General features: G+C 63.4%; 23 protein-coding genes and 1 pseudogene. 20 read left to right on the top strand and 4 right to left on the bottom strand.

What is annotated here, in order from left to right; genetic code table 11:
• The first annotated feature begins 367 nt into the window (after positions 1–367).
• From E3O54_RS16300 to E3O54_RS16875, 7 genes are all read left to right on the top strand, one after another.
• On the top strand, positions 368–523 hold the full coding sequence (locus E3O54_RS16300) for a hypothetical protein (protein ID WP_166805222.1): 156 nt from the start codon (positions 368–370) through the stop codon (positions 521–523).
• Between the two features lie 632 nt (positions 524–1,155).
• Entirely contained in the window at positions 1,156–1,419 is a 264-nt protein-coding gene (locus E3O54_RS08210) for a helix-turn-helix domain-containing protein (RefSeq protein ID WP_241976800.1), read from the top strand.
• Between the two features lie 21 nt (positions 1,420–1,440).
• Complete coding sequence (locus E3O54_RS16890; protein ID WP_233194056.1) at positions 1,441–1,989, top strand: N-terminal phage integrase SAM-like domain-containing protein; 549 nt, start codon at positions 1,441–1,443, stop codon at positions 1,987–1,989.
• Positions 1,986–2,612, top strand: coding sequence for a site-specific integrase (locus E3O54_RS16885; protein ID WP_241976799.1), 627 nt, complete (start codon positions 1,986–1,988; stop codon positions 2,610–2,612). Before E3O54_RS16890 ends, E3O54_RS16885 begins: the two co-directional genes overlap by 4 nt.
• Positions 2,613–2,948: 336 nt before the next feature.
• Positions 2,949–3,833, top strand: coding sequence for a pentapeptide repeat-containing protein (locus tag E3O54_RS08200; RefSeq protein ID WP_241976809.1), 885 nt, complete (start codon positions 2,949–2,951; stop codon positions 3,831–3,833).
• Positions 3,834–3,942: 109 nt separating this feature from the next.
• Positions 3,943–4,245, top strand: coding sequence for a hypothetical protein (locus E3O54_RS16880; RefSeq protein ID WP_241976798.1), 303 nt, complete (start codon positions 3,943–3,945; stop codon positions 4,243–4,245).
• Positions 4,246–4,277: 32 nt separating this feature from the next.
• Positions 4,278–4,496, top strand: a complete 219-nt coding sequence (locus tag E3O54_RS16875) for a tyrosine-type recombinase/integrase (RefSeq protein ID WP_233194054.1) — start codon at positions 4,278–4,280, stop codon at positions 4,494–4,496.
• A gap of 596 nt (positions 4,497–5,092) precedes the next feature.
• On the opposite strand, the gene E3O54_RS08190 is transcribed toward E3O54_RS16875, so the two are convergent.
• The 3 genes from E3O54_RS08190 to E3O54_RS17145 all read right to left on the bottom strand — a co-directional run bounded on the left by E3O54_RS08190 (position 5,093) and on the right by E3O54_RS17145 (position 9,113).
• On the bottom strand, positions 5,093–6,817 hold the full coding sequence (locus tag E3O54_RS08190) for a formate--tetrahydrofolate ligase (protein WP_198411456.1): 1,725 nt from the start codon (positions 6,815–6,817) through the stop codon (positions 5,093–5,095).
• A 237-nt stretch (positions 6,818–7,054) separates the two neighbouring features.
• The gene (locus tag E3O54_RS08185; RefSeq protein ID WP_104100417.1) at positions 7,055–8,956 is read right to left on the bottom strand and encodes an ABC transporter ATP-binding protein; all 1,902 of its coding nucleotides are present in this window, start codon (positions 8,954–8,956) and stop codon (positions 7,055–7,057) included.
• Between the two features lie 31 nt (positions 8,957–8,987).
• Positions 8,988–9,113 carry a hypothetical protein gene (locus E3O54_RS17145; protein ID WP_255408687.1) on the bottom strand — a complete coding sequence of 42 codons (126 nt, stop codon included), beginning with the start codon at positions 9,111–9,113 and terminating at the stop codon, positions 8,988–8,990.
• Between the two features lie 173 nt (positions 9,114–9,286).
• Between E3O54_RS17145 and E3O54_RS08180 the strand changes: the two genes are divergently transcribed.
• The 8 genes and pseudogenes from E3O54_RS08180 to E3O54_RS08145 all read left to right on the top strand — a co-directional run bounded on the left by E3O54_RS08180 (position 9,287) and on the right by E3O54_RS08145 (position 18,769).
• Complete coding sequence (locus tag E3O54_RS08180; RefSeq protein WP_104194499.1) at positions 9,287–9,931, top strand: helix-turn-helix domain-containing protein; 645 nt, start codon at positions 9,287–9,289, stop codon at positions 9,929–9,931.
• The gene (locus tag E3O54_RS08175) at positions 9,928–10,656 is read left to right on the top strand and encodes a hypothetical protein (RefSeq protein WP_134401361.1); all 729 of its coding nucleotides are present in this window, start codon (positions 9,928–9,930) and stop codon (positions 10,654–10,656) included. The genes E3O54_RS08180 and E3O54_RS08175 overlap by 4 nt, the downstream gene beginning before the upstream one ends.
• A gap of 81 nt (positions 10,657–10,737) precedes the next feature.
• Positions 10,738–10,881, top strand: a pseudogene (locus tag E3O54_RS17140) (FAD-dependent oxidoreductase); the annotation flags it as partial.
• 128 nt (positions 10,882–11,009) lie between these two features.
• A complete protein-coding gene (locus tag E3O54_RS08165) occupies positions 11,010–12,260 on the top strand; it encodes an ROK family transcriptional regulator (RefSeq protein WP_241976797.1) in 1,251 nt (416 codons plus the stop codon).
• 164 nt (positions 12,261–12,424) lie between these two features.
• The gene (locus E3O54_RS08160; protein ID WP_104100420.1) at positions 12,425–13,795 is read left to right on the top strand and encodes an extracellular solute-binding protein; all 1,371 of its coding nucleotides are present in this window, start codon (positions 12,425–12,427) and stop codon (positions 13,793–13,795) included.
• Between the two features lie 54 nt (positions 13,796–13,849).
• The gene (locus E3O54_RS08155; RefSeq protein ID WP_369827953.1) at positions 13,850–14,800 is read left to right on the top strand and encodes a carbohydrate ABC transporter permease; all 951 of its coding nucleotides are present in this window, start codon (positions 13,850–13,852) and stop codon (positions 14,798–14,800) included.
• A 3-nt stretch (positions 14,801–14,803) separates the two neighbouring features.
• Positions 14,804–15,688 carry a carbohydrate ABC transporter permease gene (locus E3O54_RS08150; RefSeq protein ID WP_134341891.1) on the top strand — a complete coding sequence of 295 codons (885 nt, stop codon included), beginning with the start codon at positions 14,804–14,806 and terminating at the stop codon, positions 15,686–15,688.
• 54 nt (positions 15,689–15,742) lie between these two features.
• Entirely contained in the window at positions 15,743–18,769 is a 3,027-nt protein-coding gene (locus E3O54_RS08145) for a glycoside hydrolase family 38 C-terminal domain-containing protein (RefSeq protein WP_134401360.1), read from the top strand.
• 272 nt (positions 18,770–19,041) lie between these two features.
• Here the strand turns inward: E3O54_RS08145 and E3O54_RS08140 are convergent, their stop codons facing one another.
• Positions 19,042–19,776 (bottom strand): hypothetical protein, encoded by a 735-nt coding sequence (locus tag E3O54_RS08140; RefSeq protein WP_104100423.1) that lies wholly within the window; start codon positions 19,774–19,776, stop codon positions 19,042–19,044.
• Positions 19,777–19,979: 203 nt separating this feature from the next.
• On the opposite strand from E3O54_RS08140, the gene E3O54_RS08135 reads away from it, so the two are divergent.
• The 5 genes from E3O54_RS08135 to E3O54_RS08115 all read left to right on the top strand — a co-directional run bounded on the left by E3O54_RS08135 (position 19,980) and on the right by E3O54_RS08115 (position 22,356).
• A complete protein-coding gene (locus E3O54_RS08135) occupies positions 19,980–20,555 on the top strand; it encodes a helix-turn-helix domain-containing protein (protein WP_198411455.1) in 576 nt (191 codons plus the stop codon).
• Positions 20,528–20,890, top strand: a complete 363-nt coding sequence (locus E3O54_RS08130; protein WP_134373132.1) for a hypothetical protein — start codon at positions 20,528–20,530, stop codon at positions 20,888–20,890. The genes E3O54_RS08135 and E3O54_RS08130 overlap by 28 nt, the downstream gene beginning before the upstream one ends.
• A complete protein-coding gene (locus E3O54_RS08125; protein ID WP_134373135.1) occupies positions 20,887–21,183 on the top strand; it encodes a hypothetical protein in 297 nt (98 codons plus the stop codon). The genes E3O54_RS08130 and E3O54_RS08125 overlap by 4 nt, the downstream gene beginning before the upstream one ends.
• 79 nt (positions 21,184–21,262) lie before the next feature.
• Entirely contained in the window at positions 21,263–21,847 is a 585-nt protein-coding gene (locus tag E3O54_RS08120) for a chlorite dismutase family protein (protein WP_134401359.1), read from the top strand.
• 245 nt (positions 21,848–22,092) lie between these two features.
• Positions 22,093–22,356 (top strand): hypothetical protein, encoded by a 264-nt coding sequence (locus tag E3O54_RS08115; protein ID WP_104100428.1) that lies wholly within the window; start codon positions 22,093–22,095, stop codon positions 22,354–22,356.
• Positions 22,357–22,584: the final 228 nt, after the last annotated feature.

The following is a 22,584-nucleotide window of genomic DNA, read 5'->3' as shown; positions in this document are numbered from 1 at the left end:
CGCTTCAGCGGATCAGCACTAACTGGTTGGAATGCTCTTCGTGCGGCCTCAAGAAACGGGCGTCGTAGCCGACACCGATGCCGACTGGGATCGGTTAAGGGGCTCGCGAAAAGAAGTCGACTCGCACTGATCGTCTTGGGCCAGATCGTCATCCTGGGACAAGCCCAGTGCCAGTGGATTCCCGAGCCTAAAGGCATATCTAGTTCAAAGATAATTGCGCACTCGTGCGTCCTGAAAGAGGACGCTCGCGCAGTCTTGCCTGTATGGGTATCAGAAAGGTGGCGGCGGCATGCCCACAGGACCAAAGCATCAGAAGTACTACACGATTGACGGGGGCTCCTCCCAGTACGGGGAGGATTGCCGTTGCATGATCGGGGAGGACCACGACGCAGCGGACGATTCCGGCGGCGACTCGCTGAGCGTTTGGGATGCCGCAAACATCTGGCTTTCGAACGGCATGGATGAGGACTACACGTTCGGTTATGGCGAGGATGAGCTTAGGCGTGCAGCTGGCATGGGATGAAGGCGGGGGCTGGCCCGACACTAGGGGTGAGTGGTGTGACGTCACGACCTATTCTCGGACACTGCCGCCACCAATGGTGAGCCGCTTCCTCAAACTCTTGGAAGCTGTGGATGAGTTCCTCTTCGAGGTAACGGAGTCGGTCAGGCAGAGGCTGGTCGAGGAACTGGCCAAGTCTGATCGTGCCGAGGGTGCCCGCCCGACTCTGATCTACGCGACGGAGCTGAATTCGATCGGCGAACGAAGCGATCGCCCTATCCCACCTCAAACAAGCTGCACTGGTCGTCGACACCGCTGAGCGGCAAATGAATTCGCGCCTCGCGCCTCGCGCTCGATCCGATCCGAGTCAGAGGTCGGCCCGGGCCTCGCTGGAGGAAAAGAGTGAGGACTGCGTGGGAAAACGAGATCCACAGTCTCTGCCAATCCGCGCCCTGCTGGCTTTCGCAAACGGCCCACCAAATGTCCCGGAAACTCAAGGGTTTCCGGGACTTTTTTGGTTAGAGATTTGACTACCCCATCACAAACCCATCTTTTACTCCTTTCCGGAGCCGTTGAAACGGCCTTCCCATCCGAGGCGCCGACGTCGTTTTCGGTCCATCCCGATATTCCGGGATTGCGGTGCGCACCTTCTGGGTATGAGCATCCACAACGAATACCCAACCTCCTCCGATACCCCCTCTACCGACGCGTGGGGTCTGGAACCCTTGATGGACATCAACGAGCTGGCGTCCTACTTGGGCATACCGATCTCCACGGTCTACGACTGGCGTGTGCACGGCAAAGGCCCCACGGCCTACCGGTTCGGCAAACACCTGAAGTTCGCCATCTCCGACGTGCGGGCCTGGATTGCCGAGCAGCGGGAGCCGTCCAGCCCGCCGCGGCGCACCGATCGGCGGTGAGCTGAAGTGTCGCGGCCACGGTTGACGATCAGCACCTTCGGGGACATCACCATCCGGGTGGCGCCGTCCGGCCGATTCGAGGCTCGGACCCGCTACCGGGACTGGGACGGTCAGACACGCCAGGTTCAGGCCACCGGCGACACCGCCCGGGCTGCTGAGCGATCGCTGAAGAGCAAGCTCACGACGAGATACCTGCAGCAGCCGACGAACACGTCGCTGACGCCGGACAGCTCGTTCGAGGACTTGGCGACGTACTGGCTCGAGGACATCGATATGGAAAATCGAATCTCGAGAACGACCCGGAATCTGTACGAGCGCAACATGCGCACGCTCGTGCTCCCCGTGTTCCGCAGTCTCACGCTGCGGGAGATAGGTGTCGCTCGTTGCGATCACTTCATCAAGCAGCTGGCGAAGCTCTCCCACAGCCGGGCCAAGCAAGGTCGTGTCGTTCTACGGCTGGCGCTTGAGTTGGCAGTTCGTCATGAGATTCTCCCTAGCAATCCGATGGATCACGTGTCCCGCCTGTACCGCGAGCCGCATCTCCCCGATGCGCTCACGGCCCCGAGGTGAACGTGATCCGCGCGGCGATCGCCCAGTGGGAGAGCGCCGCCGATCACATCTCCGGCCCCAAGCCCGACGGGCAACTGGGTGCGATCATCGAGGTCATGCTCGGCACCTCAGCCCGAATCGGCGAGGTGCTGGCCATCCGCCGCCGGGACATCGACATCACCAGCGCCATACCGTCCATACGCCTGGCCGGCACCATTATCAGCCGCAACGGCGAACAGACCTTCCGGCAGGACCACCCCAAAACCGCCAAGTCGCGTCGCGTTGTGGCACTGCCCACGTTCACCGCCGACGCGGTTCGCCGGCGTCTTGCCAATGCCGGGAGCATGGGCCTGGATGAACTGCTGTTCCAATCCCGGGACGGCACACCGCTGGCCACCGCGAACGTGCGTCGACAATTGCGTCACGTGCTCGGGGGAGCAGGAATCGAGGGCGTTACCCCGCACATGTTCCGCCGCACGGTTGCGATCGCGGTCAACGCCAACGCCAACATCGAACTCGCCGCAGAGCTGCTTGGCCACACGGACACGAAGATCACGGTGCAGCACTACATCCAACGGAGCGAGCTGGTGAACCCGGCGACCGCGGCTCTCCTCGACAGAGCATTCGCAAAAGACGAGGACTAAACGCGGTGCTGCCACCGAGGCGGCTCCCTCTCATCTGGGGTTCTGCGTGCCTCATGCTCGAGTTCGTCATCGCACGGGTGGGACGCCCGGAACTGGATGCGGAGCCGAGCTGATCGAGGTCGTACCGATGGACCAAATCAAGACGCGTCAGCGCGATCTGACTTGGGGGTGGATGTCGTCGCTTGAAGAGTACGACCCATCGCGCACCTGTGCATGCGCTTGTATATTCGAGCGCAACTTGGTATCAGTTGCATCAATGATGCCGGCTTCGATTTATCGGCGACTTCAAAGAGTCGCCGGGCGACGTGAGAGGGCATGGTGGCGGTGGTGAAGCGGATGCTGAAAGCCGATGATTCGAAGTGGTGGGTGAGGGATCTTGGTATAGCCTTCATGGTAGCAATTTTGGTTGGCGGCCTGTCGCTACTGGGGCAGAAATTGATTGACGACGAACGAGCATTGCGGGATGCGCGGGTCGAGAACCTTCGCTTCATTAGGGATATTTCTGTCTCGGCCACGTTGGCTGAAACCAGGGCGGCGGCCGACGTTGTCGACGAAGAAGCCGCGGCAGACGATTTCGAGGCACGGAGGTATACGCCCCTCAGCGGGCTCGACCTGAAGGATCAGAACCTGGCCGGGCTAACCCTTCCGCGAGCCGATTTATCCCGTTCGATGTTGTCCGGCGTGGACTTCACAAGCGCAGATCTAACCGACGCCGACCTGAGCAATACGACGATGACCTCCGCCCGCATCGTCAGTGCGACGATGCCAGAGGCAGACATTAACTATGCAAATCTCGACGACGCCGAACTGACTAGCAGCAACTTTCGCAAGGCGCAGTTCAACCTAACCTCAGCCCGCAACTTGAATCGAGGCCTCGAGTCTTATTCGAAAAATGACTTCTCCGGCGCACAGTTCCTGGGATCGGACTTCACCGGCTCTGATTTGTCCCAGTCGGACTTCACGGCCGCTTTTTTTGATGGGACGGTTATGCGAGAGGTCAACTTGCGCGGAGCGATCTTCGCCGGCGCGCTCGTAAGGGATGTAGACCTGACTGGTTCGAATCTTGATGATGTCGATTTCAGTACCGTCGATTTCCAGGGGGTCGTGCAGCTAACGGGCGTTTGTTGGACCGAGACGACCCGATGGCCTGAAGGATCGGAGCTGCCGCCGGGCAAAGTCGACAGCTGCGATCCGCTGGCGGGGAACGCGTGGCGGCCTTAACTCTTGCGCCCTTTTGTCTCGCCCGAAGGCCAACCAGCAGCCCTCGCATTGGGCTGCTGCGCGAGAAGGTGATAGCACCTTCTGGCGATGAAAAGAACACTATCTCGCCATGGACAGCGGGGATATTCGGGAAGAGCTGAGTCCAGAAGCCGGCCACGAGCACTGCGGCAGAAGGCGACGCCGCGTCGGGCGCAGGGACGTCGATATCACGAGCGCCGTACCGTCCATCCGCCTCGCCGGGACGATTGTCAGTCGCAACGGTGAGCTGACCTTCCTGCAGGACCACCCCAAACGGCCAAATCCCGTCGCGTCGTGGCATTGCCCACGTTCACCGCCGATGCCGCTCGCCAAAGTCGGCAGCATGGGTCTGGATGAACTGCTGTTCCAGTCCCGGGGACGGGCACCCCGCTGACCACAGCGAACGTGCGTCGTCAGTTGTGTCACGTGCTCGGGGGAGCAGGAATCGAGGGCGTTACCCCGCACATGTTCCGCCGCACGGTTGCGACTGCGGTCAACGCCAACGCCAGCATTGAACTCGCCGCAGAGCTGCTCGGCCACATGGACACGAAGATCACGGTGGAGCACTACATTCAGCGGAGCGAGCTAATGAACCCGGCGACCGCGGCTCTCCTCGACCGGGCATTCGCAAAAGACCAGGAATAGACAGATGTCGCGAGCAGCGAGCGTCCCGTGCATAGCCGTGTGGCGCAGGCAGGTAATCATGGCCGGACTCGGTCCTTTTGTGCGGAACAGATTCGATCGAGCAGTGGTCATTGACCTGCGCTGACTAATGTGGCAGGCGCGCATGGAAGAAAGTGAGTCGTCAATCGACGGCTCCATTGTCTTCCCGTAAGAAGAACCTTCAACGTACGATGCGGTCTCGTTGGTCCAGATTGCCGGAGATCGTGGCGTGCTGCTCCTAGTCTTGCGGCATGTCGACACAGCCGCGAGAAGCAAAGAATTGCCTTCGGTCCATGCGGAATTAATTTGGCCGATACAGTCTGCATCTCTTCTGGACGATGCCGCTCGCCTTTGGTTCCGGGTGTGTGGCGGCCCGCTTGGTCGGCTTCGACGGGTGCCTCGGTGACCCTGGTGGGTTCGCGTCGTCGAGAGCCTGGGCCGCGGCAAACGTGGAACTCGGCGCAGGGATTCTCATGATCGCGGCTGTGGGGCTCACGCCGTGACTTGGATAGTTCTGGCTGCGACCGAGCGCCGGCCTTGGAACCTCCGTCCTCCGGGTGCCCGGCCGGGTCCGCCGATCAGGACAACCCGACGATCTCGCCGTTGTCGTCGATGTCGATGCGTTCGGCTGCCGGTGCGGACGAGAGACCAGGCATGGTGCGCATGTCGCCGCAGATGGGATAGATGAACCCGGCCCCGATCGACGCACGCACCTCACGCACCGGCAGTCGCCACCCGGTGGGTGCTCCCTTGATTTTGGGGTCGGCCGACAGGGACAGGTGTGTCTTGGCGATGCACACCGGCAGGCTGCCGAAGCCTGCCCGCTCGTACTTGTCGAGTTGCCGAGCTGCCAGAGGCGAGAGGTCCAAGCCGTCGGCGCCGTACATCTCGCGCGCGATCACATCGATCTTATCGACCAAGGGAAGTTCGTCGGGATAGAGCCGGTGGAAGCCCGACGGTTCAGCGCAGGCCTCCGCAACCGCCTCGGCCAGCTCGACCGCACCCCTGCCGCCTTCGGTGAAGTGGTAGCTGATCGCCGCGCGCACACCTTCCTCTGCCGCGACGTCCATGATCGCTTGATGCTCACTGTCGTAGTCGGTGGGAAATGCGTTCACCGCAATGACCGGCGTCACTCCGTGCCGTCGGATGTTGGCGATCTGCCGGCGCAGGTTCGCTGCCCCGGCGATGACATCGTCGGGATTCTCGGCGAGCATCTCCGGTGGCAGCGGTCGGCCGGCGACGACCCGGTACTTGTTTGAGTGAGTTTTCAGGTCACGCACGGTCGCGACGATGACGGCGGCATCCGGTGCCAGCCCGGAGGCACGGCACTTGATATTGAAGAACTTTTCCGCGCCGATGTCTGCACCGAACCCCGCCTCGGTGATGAGGTAGTCGCCGGCATGGATGCCGATCAGATCGGCGACGACCGAGGAGTTACCGGTGGCGATGTTCCCGAACGGACCGCTGTGGACGAGCACTGGCGTCTGCTCCACGGTCTGCATCAGGTTCGGCTTGATGGCGTCCTTGAGTATCGCGGTCATGGCGCCGGCCGCCTTGAGCATCTCGGCGGTCACCGGTTCGCCGCCGCGGTTGTAGCCGACGACGATTCTTCCCATCCGTTCACGGAGATCCCGCAACGACGTGCACAGCGACAACAACGCCATCACCTCGCTGGCTGCGGAGATGTCGAAACCGGATTGGAACGGATTGCCGTCGTCAGGACCGCCGAGCCCGGTGATGATGGTGCGCAGCTCGCGATCGTTGACGTCGAGGACACGTCGCCAGGTGATCTCATGGGGGTCGAACCCGAGACGGTTTCCCTTGTGGATGTGGTTGCCGATCATCGCCGACAATAGATTGTGGGCCGCGGTAACGGCGTGCGTGTCGCCGGTCAGGTGCAGGTTCAGTGCCTCCATCGGGACCACCTGAGCGTAGCCGCCACCAGCGGCTCCGCCCTTGATGCCGAACGTCGGCCCCATCGACGGCTGCCGTATCGCGACGATCCCGAGCTTGTCGATGTGCCGGAAGCCCTGACCGAGCCCGACCGCGGTGGTCGTCTTGCCCGACCCGAGTGGAGTCGGCGTGATTGCGGTGACGACGACATACTTGGCCCGTGGACGGTCACGGAGCTCATCGATCGCATCGAGGGAGATCTTCGACGCTGCACTTCCGTGCGGTTCCAGCAGGTGTGGACCGATGCCCATGTCGGCTGCAACCTCTTCAAGCGGGCGACGGGCCGCAGCGCGCGAGATAGCGAGATCCGACGGCATGGCCGTGGTGATTGATCGAGATGGCTTGAACATGGTGCCTCCTCAGCGCCTCAGCGCCTCTGGGGCCTGGTGACCCAAGCGTACTGTCAGGCCACGGGCTCGTGCCGGCGTGGCGTGGAGCAGTTCGAATGGGGCGTGCGGTACTGCCCCGGGTCCAGTTGACTCGTTGGAGCTCGTCAGAGTCAATCAAGTCGTCATCAGTCCCCATTAAACGAAACGTGATGAGACGACTTTCCGAGGCGCTCGGGGCAGGGGTACCGAGCCCAGCGACTAGGTCCGGCTCAGTGCTTCCTCATCGGCCGCATCATTCTTCTGCACGGCGAATTGGGTCCGGTGCAATTCCTCGTAACGCCCACCCACAGCCAGCAGTTCCTCGTGCGTACCGCGCTCCACGATCGAGCCGTCCTCAACCACGAGGATCAGGTCTGCGCTGCGGATGGTGGAGAGGCGGTGTGCGATCACCATCGCCGTCCTTCCCTCGAGCGCCTCGCTGAGCGCCGCCTGCACGGCGGCCTCAGACGTCGAGTCCAGCGCCGCCGTCGCCTCGTCGAGGATGACGACGCGCGGCTGGGCGAGCAGGAGCCTCGCGATGGTCATCCGCTGGCGCTCGCCCCCGGACAGTCGGTAGCCGCGCTCACCGACCATGGTGTCCAGCTGGTCCGGCAGGGACCGGATGAGCGGCTCGAGCCGCGCACGGCGGACGGCGTCCCACACCTCGTCGTCGGACGCCTCCGGTCTCGCGAGGCGCAGATTGGAGAGGATGGTCTCGTGGAACAGGTGGCCGTCCTGCGTCACCATGCCCAGGGTGTGCCGCATGGAGACGAAAGTGACATCGCGGACATCCGTCCCCGCGAGGCGCACGGCGCCGCTGTCGACGTCATACAGGCGCGAGAGGAGCTGCGCAATTGTGGACTTGCCGGCACCGGACGTACCAACGAGGGCAACGGTCTGCCCCGGCTCGATCCTGAAGGACACGCCGTGCAGCACCTCCTCGCCGCCTCGGGTGTCCAGCGTGGCAACCTCCTCGAGAGAGGCGAGGGAGACTTTGTCCGCGGAGGGGTAGGCGAAGCGGACGTTGTCGAACTCGACGGCCACTGGGCCTTCGGGGACGGCGACGGCGTCGGGCTTCTCCTTGATGAGCGGGTCGAGGTCCAGCACCTCGAAGACGCGCTCGAAGCTGACCACCGCGCTCATGATCTCCACCCGTGCGTTTGCGAGGCTGGTGAGCGGCGCGTAGAGGCGGGTGAGGAGGAGCGCCAGGGTGACCACGTCACCGGTATTCAGCTGGCCGGCGAGTGCGAGGAAGCCGCCGAGCCCATAGACGAGCGCGAGGGCGAGAGCGGAGACGAGCATCAGGGCGGTGAAGAAGACGAACTGCAGCATCGCGGTCCGGACCCCGATGTCGCGGACGCGGGCGGCGCGGACGCGGAACTCCTCGGCCTCCTCGTCGGGCCGACCGAACAGCTTGACGAGGGTGGCGCCGGGCGCCGAGAAGCGCTCGGTCATCTGCGTGCTCATGGCGGAATTGTGATCGGCGGCCTCGCGGCGCAGCGCGGCGAGGCGGCTGCCCATGCGGCGGGCGGGTACCAGGAAGATGGGGAGCATGATCACGGCGAGAACCGTCACGAGCCAGGACGTGCTGAGCATGACGATCAGGGTGAGGATCAGCGCCACGAGGTTCGTAACCACGCCGGACAGCGTGCCGCTGAAGGCCTGCTGGGCGCCGATCACATCGTTGTTGAGGCGGCTCACGAGGGCGCCCGTCCGCGTGCGGGTGAAGAACGCGATCGGCATCTTCTGCACGTGGTTGAAGACGGAGGTGCGGAGGTCCAAAATCACGCCTTCGCCGATCCGCGCCGAGTACCAGCGCGTCACGAGTGACACGGCGGCGTCGGCCACGGCCACGAGGGCGATGACGACGGCGAGCCAAACGATCGTGGTGACCTCGCCCTGGGCGACGATGACGTCGACCACCTGGCCGGCGAGTACCGGCGTCGCGACCGCGAGGAAAGCTCCCACGATAGAGAGGGCGATGAAGATCAGCAGCTTGGACCGGTAGGGCACCGCGAACGTCATGATCCGCCGCACGGACTCACGGGAGAAGCCGCGCTTGCCGTCCCTGGCGGTCGAGATCTTGTGCAGCGAGCTCCAGGCCGCGCCTTCCATGCTCATTGAGGTTCCTTCCGTGGGTACCAATCTCAGTTTAGATGGCGACTTGCCCGAGCTTGGCGACGCTGCTGCCGAGGTGACGCGCGGTGCGCCGGTCAGCGTCATGGACCGCGTCGGGTCCGCGGTCATTCCACGACTGTGCGCCGGTTCCCCCCGTCATGACCCAGAAACCTCGTGTGACAGGACTGCACAGGGGCTTGGCGGACAAGGGCGCGACGGAGGTGGTCGCGCTGCGGGGCCGTCAGTTGGGCCGTCCCTCATCTGGACGAGCCTGACACATTCATTTGGTGCTGTCGCTTGTCACAAGGGTTTCAGCGGTTGTACCCTTGTGACATGTTGAGTGTAAAAGAGTACGCCGCCCGCCAGGACATCTCTGTCGCGCGCGTGCACCAGCTGATCCGCGAGGGCAAGGTCGATGCCGAGAAGATCGGCTCAAGCTGGGGAATCGACGAGTCGGAGCTCCGTCGACAGCCTCCGCTCTCCCGCCCGCTGAGCCCGGCCAACTCATGGTCGCTCATCGCTCTGCTGTCGGGCGTCGAACCCGAGAACATGGAGGCGAAGGCTCGCTGGCTCCTGAACCGCAAGTGCGCTGCCCTGGCAGAAAGCAATGCGCCGGCCCTCCTCCTTGCCAGCTGGCTCCGGAATCGCGCACCGGTCCGTGCCTTGCACGCGAACGCCGATGATCTCGGTGACCTCCGCAGCGACAAGCGAATAGTCCTCTCCGGAATCAGTGACGACCGCGCGGGGCTTAGCAGCGAACATGAGGTTGAAGCGTATGTTGACCCCGAGATCGCCCAGCAGCTCATCAACGAGTACCTGTTGGTGAAGGCGAAGAATGCGAATGTCTGGCTCCACCTGGCTCGTGTCCAAGCTGACGCCGACGGGCGAGCGCCGCTGGGCCTTGTCCTCGCTGACCTCGCCGACCACGCCGGGCCACGCGAAAGTCAGCGGATCAAGGAACTGCTGAGCAACCGATGACCGTCATCGACATGCCGGTACTCGGTCAGAGGTCCTCGCTGGCTTGGCACGCCCTTTTCGACCTATCCGAGAAGGTGCCGAATAACTGGTGCCTGGTTGGCGGCCAGATGGTGCACCTCTGGTGCGTCGAACGCGACACCACGCCGAATCGGCCGACCGACGACGCGGATGCTGTTTTGGATGTGCGCGCGCAGCCGACCATCCTCCATCAGGTCACCAAGGCCCTCGTTGACATCGGATTCGAGTCCGCCGGTGAAAGCCCAGAAGGCCATCAGCACCGGTGGACCCGCGGCGATGCCACCATCGACCTCCTCATCGCAGAGCACGTCCGTGGGAAGGCCGCAGCACGACGAGGAGTCACAGGCGGCACCACCCTGGACGCCCGAGGATCCAACCAAGGAATCGACCGAGCCGAGCTGGTCACCGTCAACCATGACGGGCGCCAGGCCCAGATCTGGCGGCCGAACCTGCTCGGAGCACTCGTCCTCAAAGCTGCCGCATTCACCGCACCGCTTGACCAGGGCGTCAAGCGGCATCTCATAGATTTCGCCGTCCTCAGCACCCTGGTCACCCGTGGAGACCAGCTGGCCGTGCAGATGAGCAAGCGGGACCGCCAGCTGCTCGGTAACGCGATCGGGGCCATCCGCATAGATGGGACAATCATCCCCGTCATCGACGGGGCTGACCTCGGAATCGAACGGCTGACCATCGCGCTGAACGCGTAGCAGCGAGGCCGGTGGCCGGATGGCAGACTCAGACGCTTCGGCCATGGCGTTGTCGTAACTGTCGCCCGTGGAGCTGGCCTTGCTGGGTTGAGCGCTGCCCGGGACCTGATGAACGCCGGGTCGGATGTTGTTGTGTTGGAGGCTCGCGCGCGGCCCGGCGGGCGGGTCGAGCAAACCAGGACTGCCGCTGGCCGCGTCGTGCAACTCGGCGGCCAGTGGCGGCATCCAGATGGCCCCCTACGGCCAGCTACTAACATCGAGTTCATGCCGACCAATAGAGACTGCGCTCTGCTCAACAAGGCTGAGAAGCTTCTCGTCATCGAAGATCTGCGTCGACGCGTTAACGTCGTGACATGAGCGACCAGAAGGACGTGACGGCGCGTCGGGGTACGAACCTCCCGGCGATGGCCGATTTCAATCAGTCGGTTATTCTCGACGCCATCCGTCGATCCGCCACCGGCCTGAGTCGCGTCGAGCTCGTGACTTCTACCGGGCTTTCTCCCCAGACCATTTCAAACATCACCAGGCGCCTGCTTGACAGCGGGTTCATCGAGGAAGCCGGCAAGGCGGGCACGGGGCCCGGTAAACCCCGCACGATGTTGCGGCTCAATCCCGGCGGGCGCTACGCGCTCGGAGTTCACGTCGATCCGACGGTCGTGACCTTCGTAATGCTTGATCTCACCGGCAGCGTCGTGAGACGGTCGAGTTTTCCGACCCCAGCGGTGATGGACCCGACCCTCATCATCGAACGGATCGTCGAGGCGCTCGAGCAGCTAATCGACGACTCAGGAGTGCCGCGGGAACGGATCGGCGGGGTAGGCATTGCGGCCCCCGGGCCGATCGACAATGTGCTGGGTACGGTGGTCGACCCGCCGCACCTGATCGGATGGCATCGGGTTCCGCTGCGGGACGCGCTCCAGTCGGGCGTCGGGCTTCCCTCGATCCTCGACAAGGACGTAACCGCGTCGGCGATCGCCGAGATGTGGGCCGGTGGGGAATCCGGATTGGGCAGCTTTGCCTTCTTCTACCTTGGCACCGGCATCGGGGTCGGTCTCGTAATGCACGACGAAGTAGTCCGGGGAAGCTCCGGAAACGCAGGAGAGGTCGGGCACATCGTCACCGATCCAGCAGGCCCGAAGTGCTTGTGTGGGTTGCGCGGGTGCATCGCTGTGACCTGTACGCCCCAGGCACTCGTCCAGGAAGCAGAGCGCTTGGGCGTCCTCGACGATGCTTGGGGCGCCAACGACACTCGCACTGTCGATTCGCGGTTCACGGAGCTGTGTGCGGCCGCTGAGGCGGGCAACGCGACCGCGATCGAGATCGTGGAGCGCTCAGCCGTACGGATGTCGAAAGCGGTGGCTATCATCGCGAACCTACTCGACGTCGATCGCGTGGTACTCGGCGGCCCCTTCTGGGCACGCCTTTCAGGACATTACCTCCGCAGGATCCCCGAGTTGCTCGAAGAGCTCCGCGCCACGCGAAGCATCCACCGAATCTCAGTGGCGGGATCAACGGTGGGGGAGGACGTAGGGGCGATTGGGGCAGCCTGCCTGGTGCTGGATCGCGCACTCGCTCCGAATCCCAGAGCGCTCCTTCTGTCCTGAGCGAGTGCGGAACTCGGCAAGACACGCCCGGTCAAACCTTGATGCTGGTTTATCTAATCGATGTACTATTAAATCGAGGCACGGCAGCGAGGCATCCTCTTCTCTCCAGTGCGTCGGCACCACATTCCGCATGACCATCTGTACTTGGAGCAAAGGGGAGCACCATGAAGAAAAGAGCAGCAATCGCCCTATCTGCATTCGCGATCGGCGGACTGGTAGCACTCACCGGATGCACGGCCGGATCGGCGCCATCCGAGGGCGAAGACAAGGTCCTCAAGGTCGCCTACATCAAGACCGACGCCTTCACCGCTCTCGACACGCTTTTCACAACCGCCAAGGCGGACTTCGAGGCCGCCAACGAGGGCGTGACCGTCGAATTGCAGCCCATCGCAGCAACAGATGACGACTACAAAACCAAACTCGCCCTCTCACAGCGCTCGGCCGAGACCGCACCGGACATCTTCTACGAAGACACCAATGCGTTGCGAGCGGACGCGGATGCCGGGTACCTCCTCAACCTGGATGAGTACGTCTCCGAGTGGGAGGACTGGGACCAGTTCACCGACGCCGCCAAGGTGGCAGGCGAGGGCGACGACGGAAGCATCTATGCCGTCTCCCTCGGTACCGATACTCGTGCGATCTGGTACAGCAAGCCCGTCTTCGAGGCGGCCGAAATCGCTCTCCCTTGGGAGCCGAAGAGCTGGGACGACGTCATGGAGGCCGCACGCCAGATCAAGGCGAGCAGTCCTGACGTCGTGCCGTTCAACTTCTACGCTGGAACAGGCACCGGCGAGGGCTCGAACATGCAGGGCTTTTACCAACTCCTCTATGGCACCGAACTCGGGGGAGATTCGCTCTACGACTCGGAAACCTCGAAGTGGGTCACTGGCTCGCAGGGGTTCATCGACTCCCTCACCTTCGTCGACGAGCTCTACTCCGAGGAACTCGCTCTGACTCCGGCACAGGCGCTCGATCCCAACATCTGGAAGAGCATCTTCGGGGAAATGTTCCCAAACGCGACTCTCGGCGCAACGATCGAGGGCTCCTACACGCCTTCGTTCTGGCAGACCGGTGGCTCTTACGAGTGGCCCGAGTACGTCGACGACATGGGCGCAACGGTGTTCCCGACCCAGAACGGCCAGAAGCCGGGCGGCGTTAGCATGTCAGGCGGCTGGACACTCGCAGTCGGAGCTAAAACTGCCGACCCGCAGCTTGCCTTCGACTTCATGGCGATGGCGCTGAGCAAGGACAATGCACTCGCATACGACAACGAGAACTCGCAGATTGCCGTTCGCAAGGATGTCGCCGCCGACGAGAGCTACATTGCCGCCAACCCCTTCGTCCAGACCGTCACCGACATCGTCGAGGTGACGAACTTCCGTCCGGCGACGGCTGACTACAACCAGATCTCAGCCGAGGTCCAGAAGGCCAACGAGGCAGTCATCACCGACAAGGCAACTCCCGAGGAAGCGGCCGCAGCCTACGACAAGGCAATCGAAGAGATCGTCGGTGCCGAGGGCGTCATCCAGAAGTAGCAGTACCGAGACACCCAGGTGCGCGCCCACAGATAAAACGGGAACAGGAACACAGTGACTGCAGAAGTGCTCGCACCGCAGGACACACACGTGCGGCGGCCGGAACCGAACTCGGGTTCCCGCCGCCGCCGGGTGCGCGGAATTGTCAAGGCCGTGCGGATGATCCCGCTCGTGCCGGCGATTCTCATCATGATCACGTTTCTCGCCGGACCGATCATCTGGTCGGTTTACGGGTCGTTCACGAATGCGTCGCTCACCGGTGTCAACGCGAGCAACCCCCAGTGGATCGGCTTCGACAACTACGTCAAGCTCGTCAACGATCCCGTTTTTCCCCTCTCGCTCTGGCTGACCGCGATCTTCACTTTCGGCTCCGCTGTGATCTCACAGAACATCCTTGGCCTTGGTCTCGCGCTTCTCATGCAGAAGGCCAATAAGAAGGTAACCGCTTCCGTCGGCACGATCATCGTCGCCGCGTGGATCCTGCCCGAGATCGTCGCCGCCTTCGTCTGCTACGCCTACTTCAGTGCTGACGGCACCCTCAACCAGATTTTGGCGAACTTCGGTATGACCGGCCCCAACTGGCTGTATAGCTTCCCCATGTTCGCGATCATCCTGGCGAACCTGTGGCGTGGCACGGCGTTCTCGATGATGGTCTACCAGGCCGCCCTCAACGACGTACCGCCGGAGATTACCGAGGCGGCAATGATCGACGGAGCCGGCGGCTCCAAGCGCCTCTTTCTCGTGACCATTCCCATGATCAAGAACACGATCGTGACGAACACCATGCTCATCAGCTTGCTCACATTGTCGGTCTTCACCCTCATCTACGTGATGACCGCGGGAGGGCCCGGCAACGACAGCACAACGTTGCCGATCCTCGCTTACAAAGAGGCATTCCGATTCAGCAACATCGGCTATGGCACAGCCATCGCCACCGTCATGCTCATCATCGGCGCGATCTTCTCCGTCGTCTACATTCGGGCACTGCGTCCGCAGAAGGATTAGCCGATGTCAGTCATCGCCGCACCGCCCGAGGCCCGGAAGTCCGATCGGCCCGTCTCGGTAGCCTCCCCCAAGAAGAGCGTGATCGGGTTCCTCGCCAATGCCGTTCTCGTCCTGATCGGCGCCTGTTTTCTTCTTCCCCTGTGCTGGCTCATCTTCGCGTCCGTCGACAACAAGGCCACCTACCAGACCAAGTTTCCTGAAGAGTTCTCGCTGGACAACTTCGCGGCTGTTCTCACTCCCGAACTCACGTTCCTTCCGCTGTGGAATAGCCTGATCATTTCCGTCGGTACGGCAGGTATCACGATCGTCGCCGCGCTGCTCGCGGCCTATCCGCTGTCCCGCTACCAGGCGAGATTCAACAAGCCGTTCATGTACGGGGTGCTGTTCGCGACCGGGCTGCCGATCACGGCAATCATGGTGCCGGTCTACAGCCTTTTCGTCCAGTTCAATCTGCTGGACTCGATCCCGGGCACGATCCTTTTCATGGCCGCTTCGTCTCTGCCGATCGCGATCTTCATGACCAAGAACTTCATGGATTCGGTGCCGATCACCCTCGAGGAAGCAGCTTGGATCGACGGCGCATCGGCGATGGGAGCCCTGCGCCTGATCGTGGTTCCCTTGATGAGACCGGGCATCGCCGTGGTCGGTATCTTCGTCTTCTTTCAGGCCTGGGGCAACTTCTTCGTGCCGTTCATCCTGCTCCTCTCGCCGAGCAAGCAACCCGCCGCGATCAGCATCTACAGCTTCTTCGGCCAGTACGGCGCGATCGCCTACGGACAACTCGCAGCGTTTTCGCTGGTCTATGCGGTGCCCGCCATCGTTCTGTACGTTCTCGTGTCCCGCGGCATCGGCGGCTCGTTCGCCCTCGCGGGCGCAGTCAAGGGATAACTCACCATCACGCCTCGCCGCGCGGCGAGGACCATCGCGGGCTAAGGAGCCACCATGCATGACAATCGAGTCCTCCTCGAAGCGCGAATCGAGCGCGTCATCCGGGAACGGATCAAGCCCGCCGTCTATCGCCGAACCGCCCCGCTGACAATCGCTTCCTGGACCGTCGATGACGAGCCGGTGCCTTTCGACGCGGCCATCGGGCAGAGCTACGAGCCTTTCGCCGTCGGCGGTGCGTGGGGCAAGCCCTGGGGTACCGTCTGGTTCCATCTCACTGGAGGTGTGCCCGCCGAGTGGGCCGAGGATGGCACCCGGGCTGAGGTCGTCGTCGACCTCGGGTTCTCCGCCACGCTCCCGGGCTTCCAGGCCGAGGGCACCGCCTACACGGCGGACGGCGTGATCATCAAAGCGATCGAACCCCTCAACAGCTACATCCCGGCGGGAAACGCTGGGGAGCCCGTCGACATCTACCTCGAGGCGGCCGCCAATCCGAATATCGCCGGTATTTTCACCTTTGGCGTTACCGAGCTCGGCGACAAGGCCACAGCGGGCGACTCGACCAGTTACGTTCTGCGTCGGCTCGAACTCGGACAACTTGACGTCGCCGTATGGGAGCTCCTGCAGGACACCTGGACCCTTATCGGCTTGATGAATGAGCTTCCGCACAGTCTTCCGCGACGGGCCGACATCCTGCACGCGCTCGGACGGATGGCCGATGCTCTCGATCCCGACAACGTTGCGGGCACGGCGGCGGCCGCCCGTGCGACGCTCGTCGGCGTGCTCGCCAGTCCCGCCTACGCGAGTGCCCACCGCCTTGCCGCCGTCGGTCACGCCCACATCGACTCCGCCTGGCTGTGGCCGGTGCGCGAGACCGTGCGCAAAGTCGCGCGAACCTTCTCGAACGTTCTGGCGCTCATGGACGAGGACCCGGACTTCACCTTCGCTGCCTCCTCGGCGCAGCAGTACGCGTGGCTGCAGGTTTACTATCCGGAACTGTTCGAGCGGGTGAAGAAGCAGGTGGCGGCGGGCCGATTCATTCCGGTCGGCGGGATGTGGGTCGAGTCCGACACGAATATGCCCGGCGGTGAAGCGCTCGCACGGCAATTCGTCGCCGGCAAGAAGTTCTTCATGGAGGAGCTCGGCGTCGAGCCGCTCGAGGTGTGGCTTCCGGATTCGTTCGGTTACACCGCATCTCTGCCGCAGATTGTGGCAGCGGCGGGATCTCGCTGGCTCCTCACGCAGAAGATGTCGTGGAACGAGACCAATCGGATGCCGCATCACACCTTCTGGTGGGAGGGCATCGACGGCACGAGAATCTTCACTCATTTCCCCCCAGTCGACACCTATAGCGCGGAAATCTCCGGTAAGGAGCTCGCCAAGGCGGAGCGGCAGTACGCCGAAAAGGGGGTCGGCACTACTTCGCTCCTGCCATTCGGGTGGGGCGACGGCGGTGGAGGCCCAACCCGCGAGATGCTGGCCGCTGCGGCCCGTACGCGTGACCTCGAGGGATCGCCACGCGTCACCATGACGACGCCGGAGCAGTTCTTCCAGAGCGCGCACCGCGAGTACATCGAGGCGCCGGTCTGGTCGGGGGAGATGTACCTCGAATTCCATCGCGGCACCTACACCTCCCAGGCCAAGACGAAGCGCGGCAATCGTCGCAGCGAACACCTGCTCCGAGAAGCAGAGCTTTGGGCCACTGCTGCGACAGTCCTTCGAGGTACGGAGTATCCGTACGACGCCCTCGACGACGTCTGGAAGACTGTGCTCCTACAGCAGTTCCACGACATCCTTCCCGGCACCTCGATCGCCTGGGTGCACCAGGAGGCTGAGCGCAACTACGCGGCCGTCGCGAAGACTCTGGGTGAACAGATCACCCGATCCCTCGAGGTCCTGGCCGGCAGCGGCAGTCATCCGCTCACATTCAACGCCGGACCGAACTCACGCGACGGCGTCCCGGGCCTCTCCGCCGCGACCGCGGCGAGGGCGGGTGCGGCCAAGGTCACCGAAAGCGGGGCCGGTTTGGTGATTGCCAATGACCGGGTGCGTATCGTCATCGACGATCGGGGACTCATCGTGTCGATGCGCGACCTCGTCGCCGACCGAGAAGTCATCCCCGCCGGCGAGACTGCCAACCTGCTGCAGCTGTTCCGGGACACCCCGATCCAGTGGGACGCCTGGGACATCGACGAGACGTACAAGAACGTCGGGCGCGACTTGACCGAGGCTTCCAGCGTCGCTGTCACGGACGACGGATTCGGGGTGCGGGTCAACCGATCCTTTGGTTCCTCATCCGTGGTCCAGACCCTTCGACTCAACGGCGCGACCGGTGCCCTCGACATCCACACAGCGATCGACTGGCACGAGTCTCAGAAACTCCTGAAGCTCGCCTTCCCCCTCGCGATTCATGCCGACCGCGCAGCATCCGAAATGCAGTTCGGACATGTCTACCGGCCGACCCACGCGAACACCTCCTGGGACTCCGCCCGGTTCGAGACTGTTGCCCACCGCTGGGTTCACGTGGGCGAGCCGGGCTACGGTGTCGCCGTCGCCAACGACGCAAGCTACGGGCACGACATCCGCCGCGCCGCATTGCCTGGTGGCGGCACGAGCACCGTCGTACGCGTCTCCCTCCTGCGCGCGCCCCTCTTCCCCGACCCGGCCTCGGATCAGGGCCAGCAGGAGTTCGTCGTCTCGCTGCGCGTCGGTGCCGAGATCGCGGATGCCGTCGACGAGGGTTATCGAGTTAATCTGCCCTTGCGCGAGGTAAGGGGAGCCGGCCCGGTGGCACCCCTGGTCGTCGTGACCAATCCGGCGATCGTCGTCGAGGCTGTAAAGCTCGCGGAGGACCGTTCCGGCGACGTGATCGTGCGGCTCTACGAGTCACTGGGCGCGCGTGCGCGCGGTGATCTGGCTCCGGGATTCGGCTGGTCGGACGTCACGGAGACCGACCTGCTCGAGCGGGAGACTGAGCCAAGCGCCGTGATCGGGCGCCCAGACCGAACCATCTCGCTTTCGCTCCGCCCGTTCCAGCTCGTCACACTGCGCCTTCACCGCACCACGACAGAGAATCTCGAATGATGACACCTCGGCTGACGAGACTGTCGGCGGTCCGGGAGTCGGCACCACACTAATCCTTTATCCAGCGGTCAGATTGAGGCTTAGCGCGGTGCCGTTCACGACCACACCCACCCAAGGCGTCGCCGCAGCCGCCGGCGGGCCACTGTGGCCGGCGACTGAAGGCCGGACTGGTCCATTCCGATGGGCATCGCGCAGAAGAGTCCCGCTAAGCGAAGTAACAGTGCTGATTGGTTCTCAGAGAACGTCAACGCGCTGACCCGTCCGCAACTCTGTCAATCATGCCCTCCGCCTCCACATCTGAATGACGTTGTCCGCGGCCTCTGCCTCGACCACAGCCCGTTCCCGTGCCCGTTCCGCAGCCTGACGTGCTCGGACTTTCCCTGCCACGTCGAGCAGGTCCACATCTGCTCACCGGTCATTGAGACGCCGCGGGCGCCGGTGCGCCGGGTCCGGCCGCGGATCAGCGCGTAGTGGGTGCGGAACACGGACGCCCCGATCGCAGCCTGGGCATCGTGGAAGAACACCACGTTGGATACCGGTGCACTGCCGTCGTCGAGTGAGAGGAAGACGACGCGTTTGCCGCTTCGCATTGGGGGTGTGTGGGTGGCGCGGCGTACTGCGGCGACGAGGGCTTCGGTGCCGCCAGGCAGGTTGACGAGTTCTGAGGCGGGGGTGACTCCGAGTTCTTTGAAGAGGGGGTAGAACCGGGTCATCTGGTGCTGGCTGACGGCGAGGCCGAGGTCACGGAGTTCCACGTCCGTTTGGGTGCGGCCGCGGAGGTCGAGGGCAGTGACCGACCGGTAGAAGTCAGGCAGCGGCAGGTCGATGTCGAAGGCGAGCTGGTCGGGGCAGAAGGGGAGGGCGCGGCTACCGAGGCCCTGGATGTGGGCAAGGAGGTCGCCGCGGCGGGCCCGGTCGTAACCGACAAGGCTGGGGTTCGCTTCGCCTTGCTCAATATTCACCAGTTGGCGGCGGCTGACGCCGGCTGCCGCATCGAAGTCATCCACCGTCCACTCACGTGCCAGGCGCCCCGGCGGATTCGCGAGCCAATCGTCTAGGCGAGGGCGAGTGTGTCCACAGTCAATCCAGGCTGATGTTGTCCCTGCAGGCCGATCCTGCCGGTGTAGGCCAGACCTTCAGGCACGGGTTGCATCGAGTGCACACTAGAATATGAGGCACAAGTCATATTGGAAATAAGGAGGAGACGATTGTGGCAGCTTCATCTACTCTCGTCCGCGCCGCTCGCCGGAGCAAACACCTCACTCAAGCGAGACTCGCAGAGCTAACCGGCATTGACCAGGCCAGCGTCTCCCATCATGAGCGTGGACGGGATGCTGCCTACAGCACGGTCGATCGGCTGCTCGCCGGCGCCGGACACCGCCTGTATGCCGCTCCCACGCGTCGTGATGACGCTGCCAGCTCCGCAGAGGCGATCAGAGAGCATCTTCGAGCGAAGGATACAGACCGCGCGCTCCGGGCTTTGCTTCAGTTGAACGATAATCTCATCGCCGAACACGGACTCGTTCGAGGAATCCTTGGGCTGACGGAGCCGGAACCCACCGGCGATCATATGTGGGATGCCGCCATCGCGGCTCTCGTGGCATGGCGACTCAATCAAGAGAACATCCCGCTGCCTGGATGGGTCAACAACCCCGATCGCGCACTGACCGAACCTGTCGTGTTTCGGGTCGACCCGGCCGACCCCGCGCCCGAACGTGATGACGTGCCGAACGAGTTCGCCGAACGCGGCGTTCTTGCATGGGCAGATACCTTCGCGAGCGTCTGATGTCCGGCACCGCGCTGGACCGCAACGCGATCATCATCGGCCTCCGTGATCTCGTCGCCGAGCTTCGTAATTCGGGTGAGGTGGCCGGCATCCGGCTCGTGGGCGGTGCGGCACTTGCCCTGTGCTACTTCGATCGGGGGACCACGCAGGACCTGGATGTCCTTCACGTCCGCCCCGGCTCGGACGATTCCGTCGCTGCCGCCGAACGAGTCGCACTGAAGCATGGGTGGGACGCGAAGTGGCTGAACTTCGAGGTCACGAAGGCCGACGCCGTCCCGACCCTCGGCCGCGTCGTCGAGTGGGAGACAATTGACGATGAGGACGGCATCGTTTGACTAAAGCTCCCGTTGACGTCGGCTTCGAGTCCGCCGGTGAAAGCCCAGAGGGCCATCAGCACCGGTGGACCCGCGGCGGTGCCACCATCGACGTCCTCATCGCAGAGCACGTCGGTGAGAAGGCCGCAGCACGACGAGGAGTCACAGGAGGCACCCCCCTGGAAGCCCGAGGATCCAACCAAGCAATCGACCGGGCTGAGCTGGTCACCGTCAACCATGATGAACGCCAGGCCCAGATCTGGCGGCCGAACCTTTTTGGGCTGACGCTGGGGCGTCGACCTGAGGATGCCTGATCGCACGCCATCAGAGCCTGCTGGGGCGGTTCTCAAGATGATGTTAGCGTCGAAGTCGCTGATACCGTCAGGAGTTCCAATGACCGACGCCCTACCCGTCACTTTCACTGCAGGCGATGCTGGCCAGTGGCGTATTGATCGCATCATCGCGGTGACCGGTGACGGGCTCCCCGCCGCCGCGCGTCTGCTGATTCGTGAAGGAGCGGCAGAGGATGAATCATGGTTGTCGGGGTCATCGGCCACGGACGCCCCGGGGTGGACCCTGCGCGGCACCGTTAGTCATCAGCGTTACACGACCGCTGCCGAACTGGCCGAGCTGACGGCGCGGTCACCGGCTCTGGCCCGACCCGGCGCGACCGTCGCCTCCTTTATCCCCATCACCAAGTCAAAGGAGTGGTGGGAACTGGCCCAAGACGAACGTCGGCAGATTTTCGAGGAAACCAGTCACCACATCCGACGTTCCATGAACTCGCTGCCAGCTGTGGCCCGGCGGCTCCATCACAGCCGTGATGGGGGTGGGCCGTTCGATTTTTTGACCTGGTTTGAGTACGCGCCCGAAAGTGTCGCGGATTTCGACGAGCTGCTCGATGAGTTGCGGAGCACCGAGGAATGGATCTTCGTCGAACGCGAGGTCGAGGTGCGCTTGTCGCTCGGTTCGCAGTGACGAGCGCCCCGACGCCGGTCAGTTAACCGCAGATGATGAGCAACGGGCGAGAATGTCCCTCCGGTTCTGGCCTTGGCGTGGTGTCCGGTGGCTGGGGCGTTGGTGGGTCGCTAGTTGCTCCGGGACGGTCCCCGTTCTGGAGCTGGCGGGGCTGCGGGCGGTGAGGCCACCCACCCGGACACAAAGTCATCGTCGTAGAGGGATTCCCAGCCGGGGTTCTTCGCTATGGGTACGTATGTCTCGGCGTGGGCGTTGAGCCAGTCGCCACCCCGCCCTCGGTTGTCGGCGATCTCGAGGGCCTACTCAAGCGCTCGGGAAGAGGGACGAATCTCAGCGTCGATATCGTCGGTGAGACCACGATCAGGGATGTATCGAAGGGACAATGCGGCGCCTCCAATGAAGTAGACACCGGTGCTCAAACCGTCGCCCTGCAGACGTTGGACAAGGTCCCGGAGGCCGTCGATCAGGTCGGCTCGGCCAAGACGGTTAGCACTCTGCGGCATTTTTAGACACTCGCCAGGACGGACTTGTCTAGTACTATGTTGCGACGGGAGAACCCTGCCGGCACGTTCTCATCCCGAATCGTCCTCGTGTAAGTGCTGCCTGAAACATCCGTTGTTCCGGGGTGGGCGAGCAGCTCTTCGCTTTCCGAGCCGTCTGCGCTCACCATGAACGGCCGTAGCCGCGTGATGGCTGGGATGCCCGTTCCCCCACCCGCTTCGAACATCCGCAGGGGT

It is taken from the genome of Cryobacterium sp. TMT2-4 (assembly GCF_004402575.1).
GTDB lineage: Bacteria > Actinomycetota > Actinomycetes > Actinomycetales > Microbacteriaceae > Cryobacterium > Cryobacterium sandaracinum.
The sequence above is the reverse complement of the archived record's forward strand: the minus strand, read 5'-3'. Positions and strand labels throughout refer to the sequence as shown.

What these genes read in the sequence shown, in the direction of transcription:
- E3O54_RS16300 (WP_166805222.1), top strand. Translation starts at nt 368, where the DNA reads ATGATCGGGGAGGACCACGACGCAGCGGACGATTCCGGCGGCGACTCG.
- E3O54_RS08210 (WP_241976800.1), top strand. Translation starts at nt 1,156, where the DNA reads ATGAGCATCCACAACGAATACCCAACCTCCTCCGATACCCCCTCTACC.
- E3O54_RS08200 (WP_241976809.1), top strand. Translation starts at nt 2,949, where the DNA reads ATGCTGAAAGCCGATGATTCGAAGTGGTGGGTGAGGGATCTTGGTATA.
- E3O54_RS16880 (WP_241976798.1), top strand. Translation starts at nt 3,943, where the DNA reads ATGGACAGCGGGGATATTCGGGAAGAGCTGAGTCCAGAAGCCGGCCAC.
- E3O54_RS08190 (WP_198411456.1), bottom strand. Translation starts at nt 6,817, where the DNA reads ATGTTCAAGCCATCTCGATCAATCACCACGGCCATGCCGTCGGATCTC.
- E3O54_RS08185 (WP_104100417.1), bottom strand. Translation starts at nt 8,956, where the DNA reads ATGAGCATGGAAGGCGCGGCCTGGAGCTCGCTGCACAAGATCTCGACC.
- E3O54_RS17145 (WP_255408687.1), bottom strand. Translation starts at nt 9,113, where the DNA reads ATGACGGGGGGAACCGGCGCACAGTCGTGGAATGACCGCGGACCCGAC.
- E3O54_RS08180 (WP_104194499.1), top strand. Translation starts at nt 9,287, where the DNA reads ATGTTGAGTGTAAAAGAGTACGCCGCCCGCCAGGACATCTCTGTCGCG.
- E3O54_RS08175 (WP_134401361.1), top strand. Translation starts at nt 9,928, where the DNA reads ATGACCGTCATCGACATGCCGGTACTCGGTCAGAGGTCCTCGCTGGCT.
- E3O54_RS08165 (WP_241976797.1), top strand. Translation starts at nt 11,010, where the DNA reads ATGAGCGACCAGAAGGACGTGACGGCGCGTCGGGGTACGAACCTCCCG.
- E3O54_RS08160 (WP_104100420.1), top strand. Translation starts at nt 12,425, where the DNA reads ATGAAGAAAAGAGCAGCAATCGCCCTATCTGCATTCGCGATCGGCGGA.
- E3O54_RS08150 (WP_134341891.1), top strand. Translation starts at nt 14,804, where the DNA reads ATGTCAGTCATCGCCGCACCGCCCGAGGCCCGGAAGTCCGATCGGCCC.
- E3O54_RS08145 (WP_134401360.1), top strand. Translation starts at nt 15,743, where the DNA reads ATGCATGACAATCGAGTCCTCCTCGAAGCGCGAATCGAGCGCGTCATC.
- E3O54_RS08130 (WP_134373132.1), top strand. Translation starts at nt 20,528, where the DNA reads ATGGGCAGATACCTTCGCGAGCGTCTGATGTCCGGCACCGCGCTGGAC.
- E3O54_RS08120 (WP_134401359.1), top strand. Translation starts at nt 21,263, where the DNA reads ATGACCGACGCCCTACCCGTCACTTTCACTGCAGGCGATGCTGGCCAG.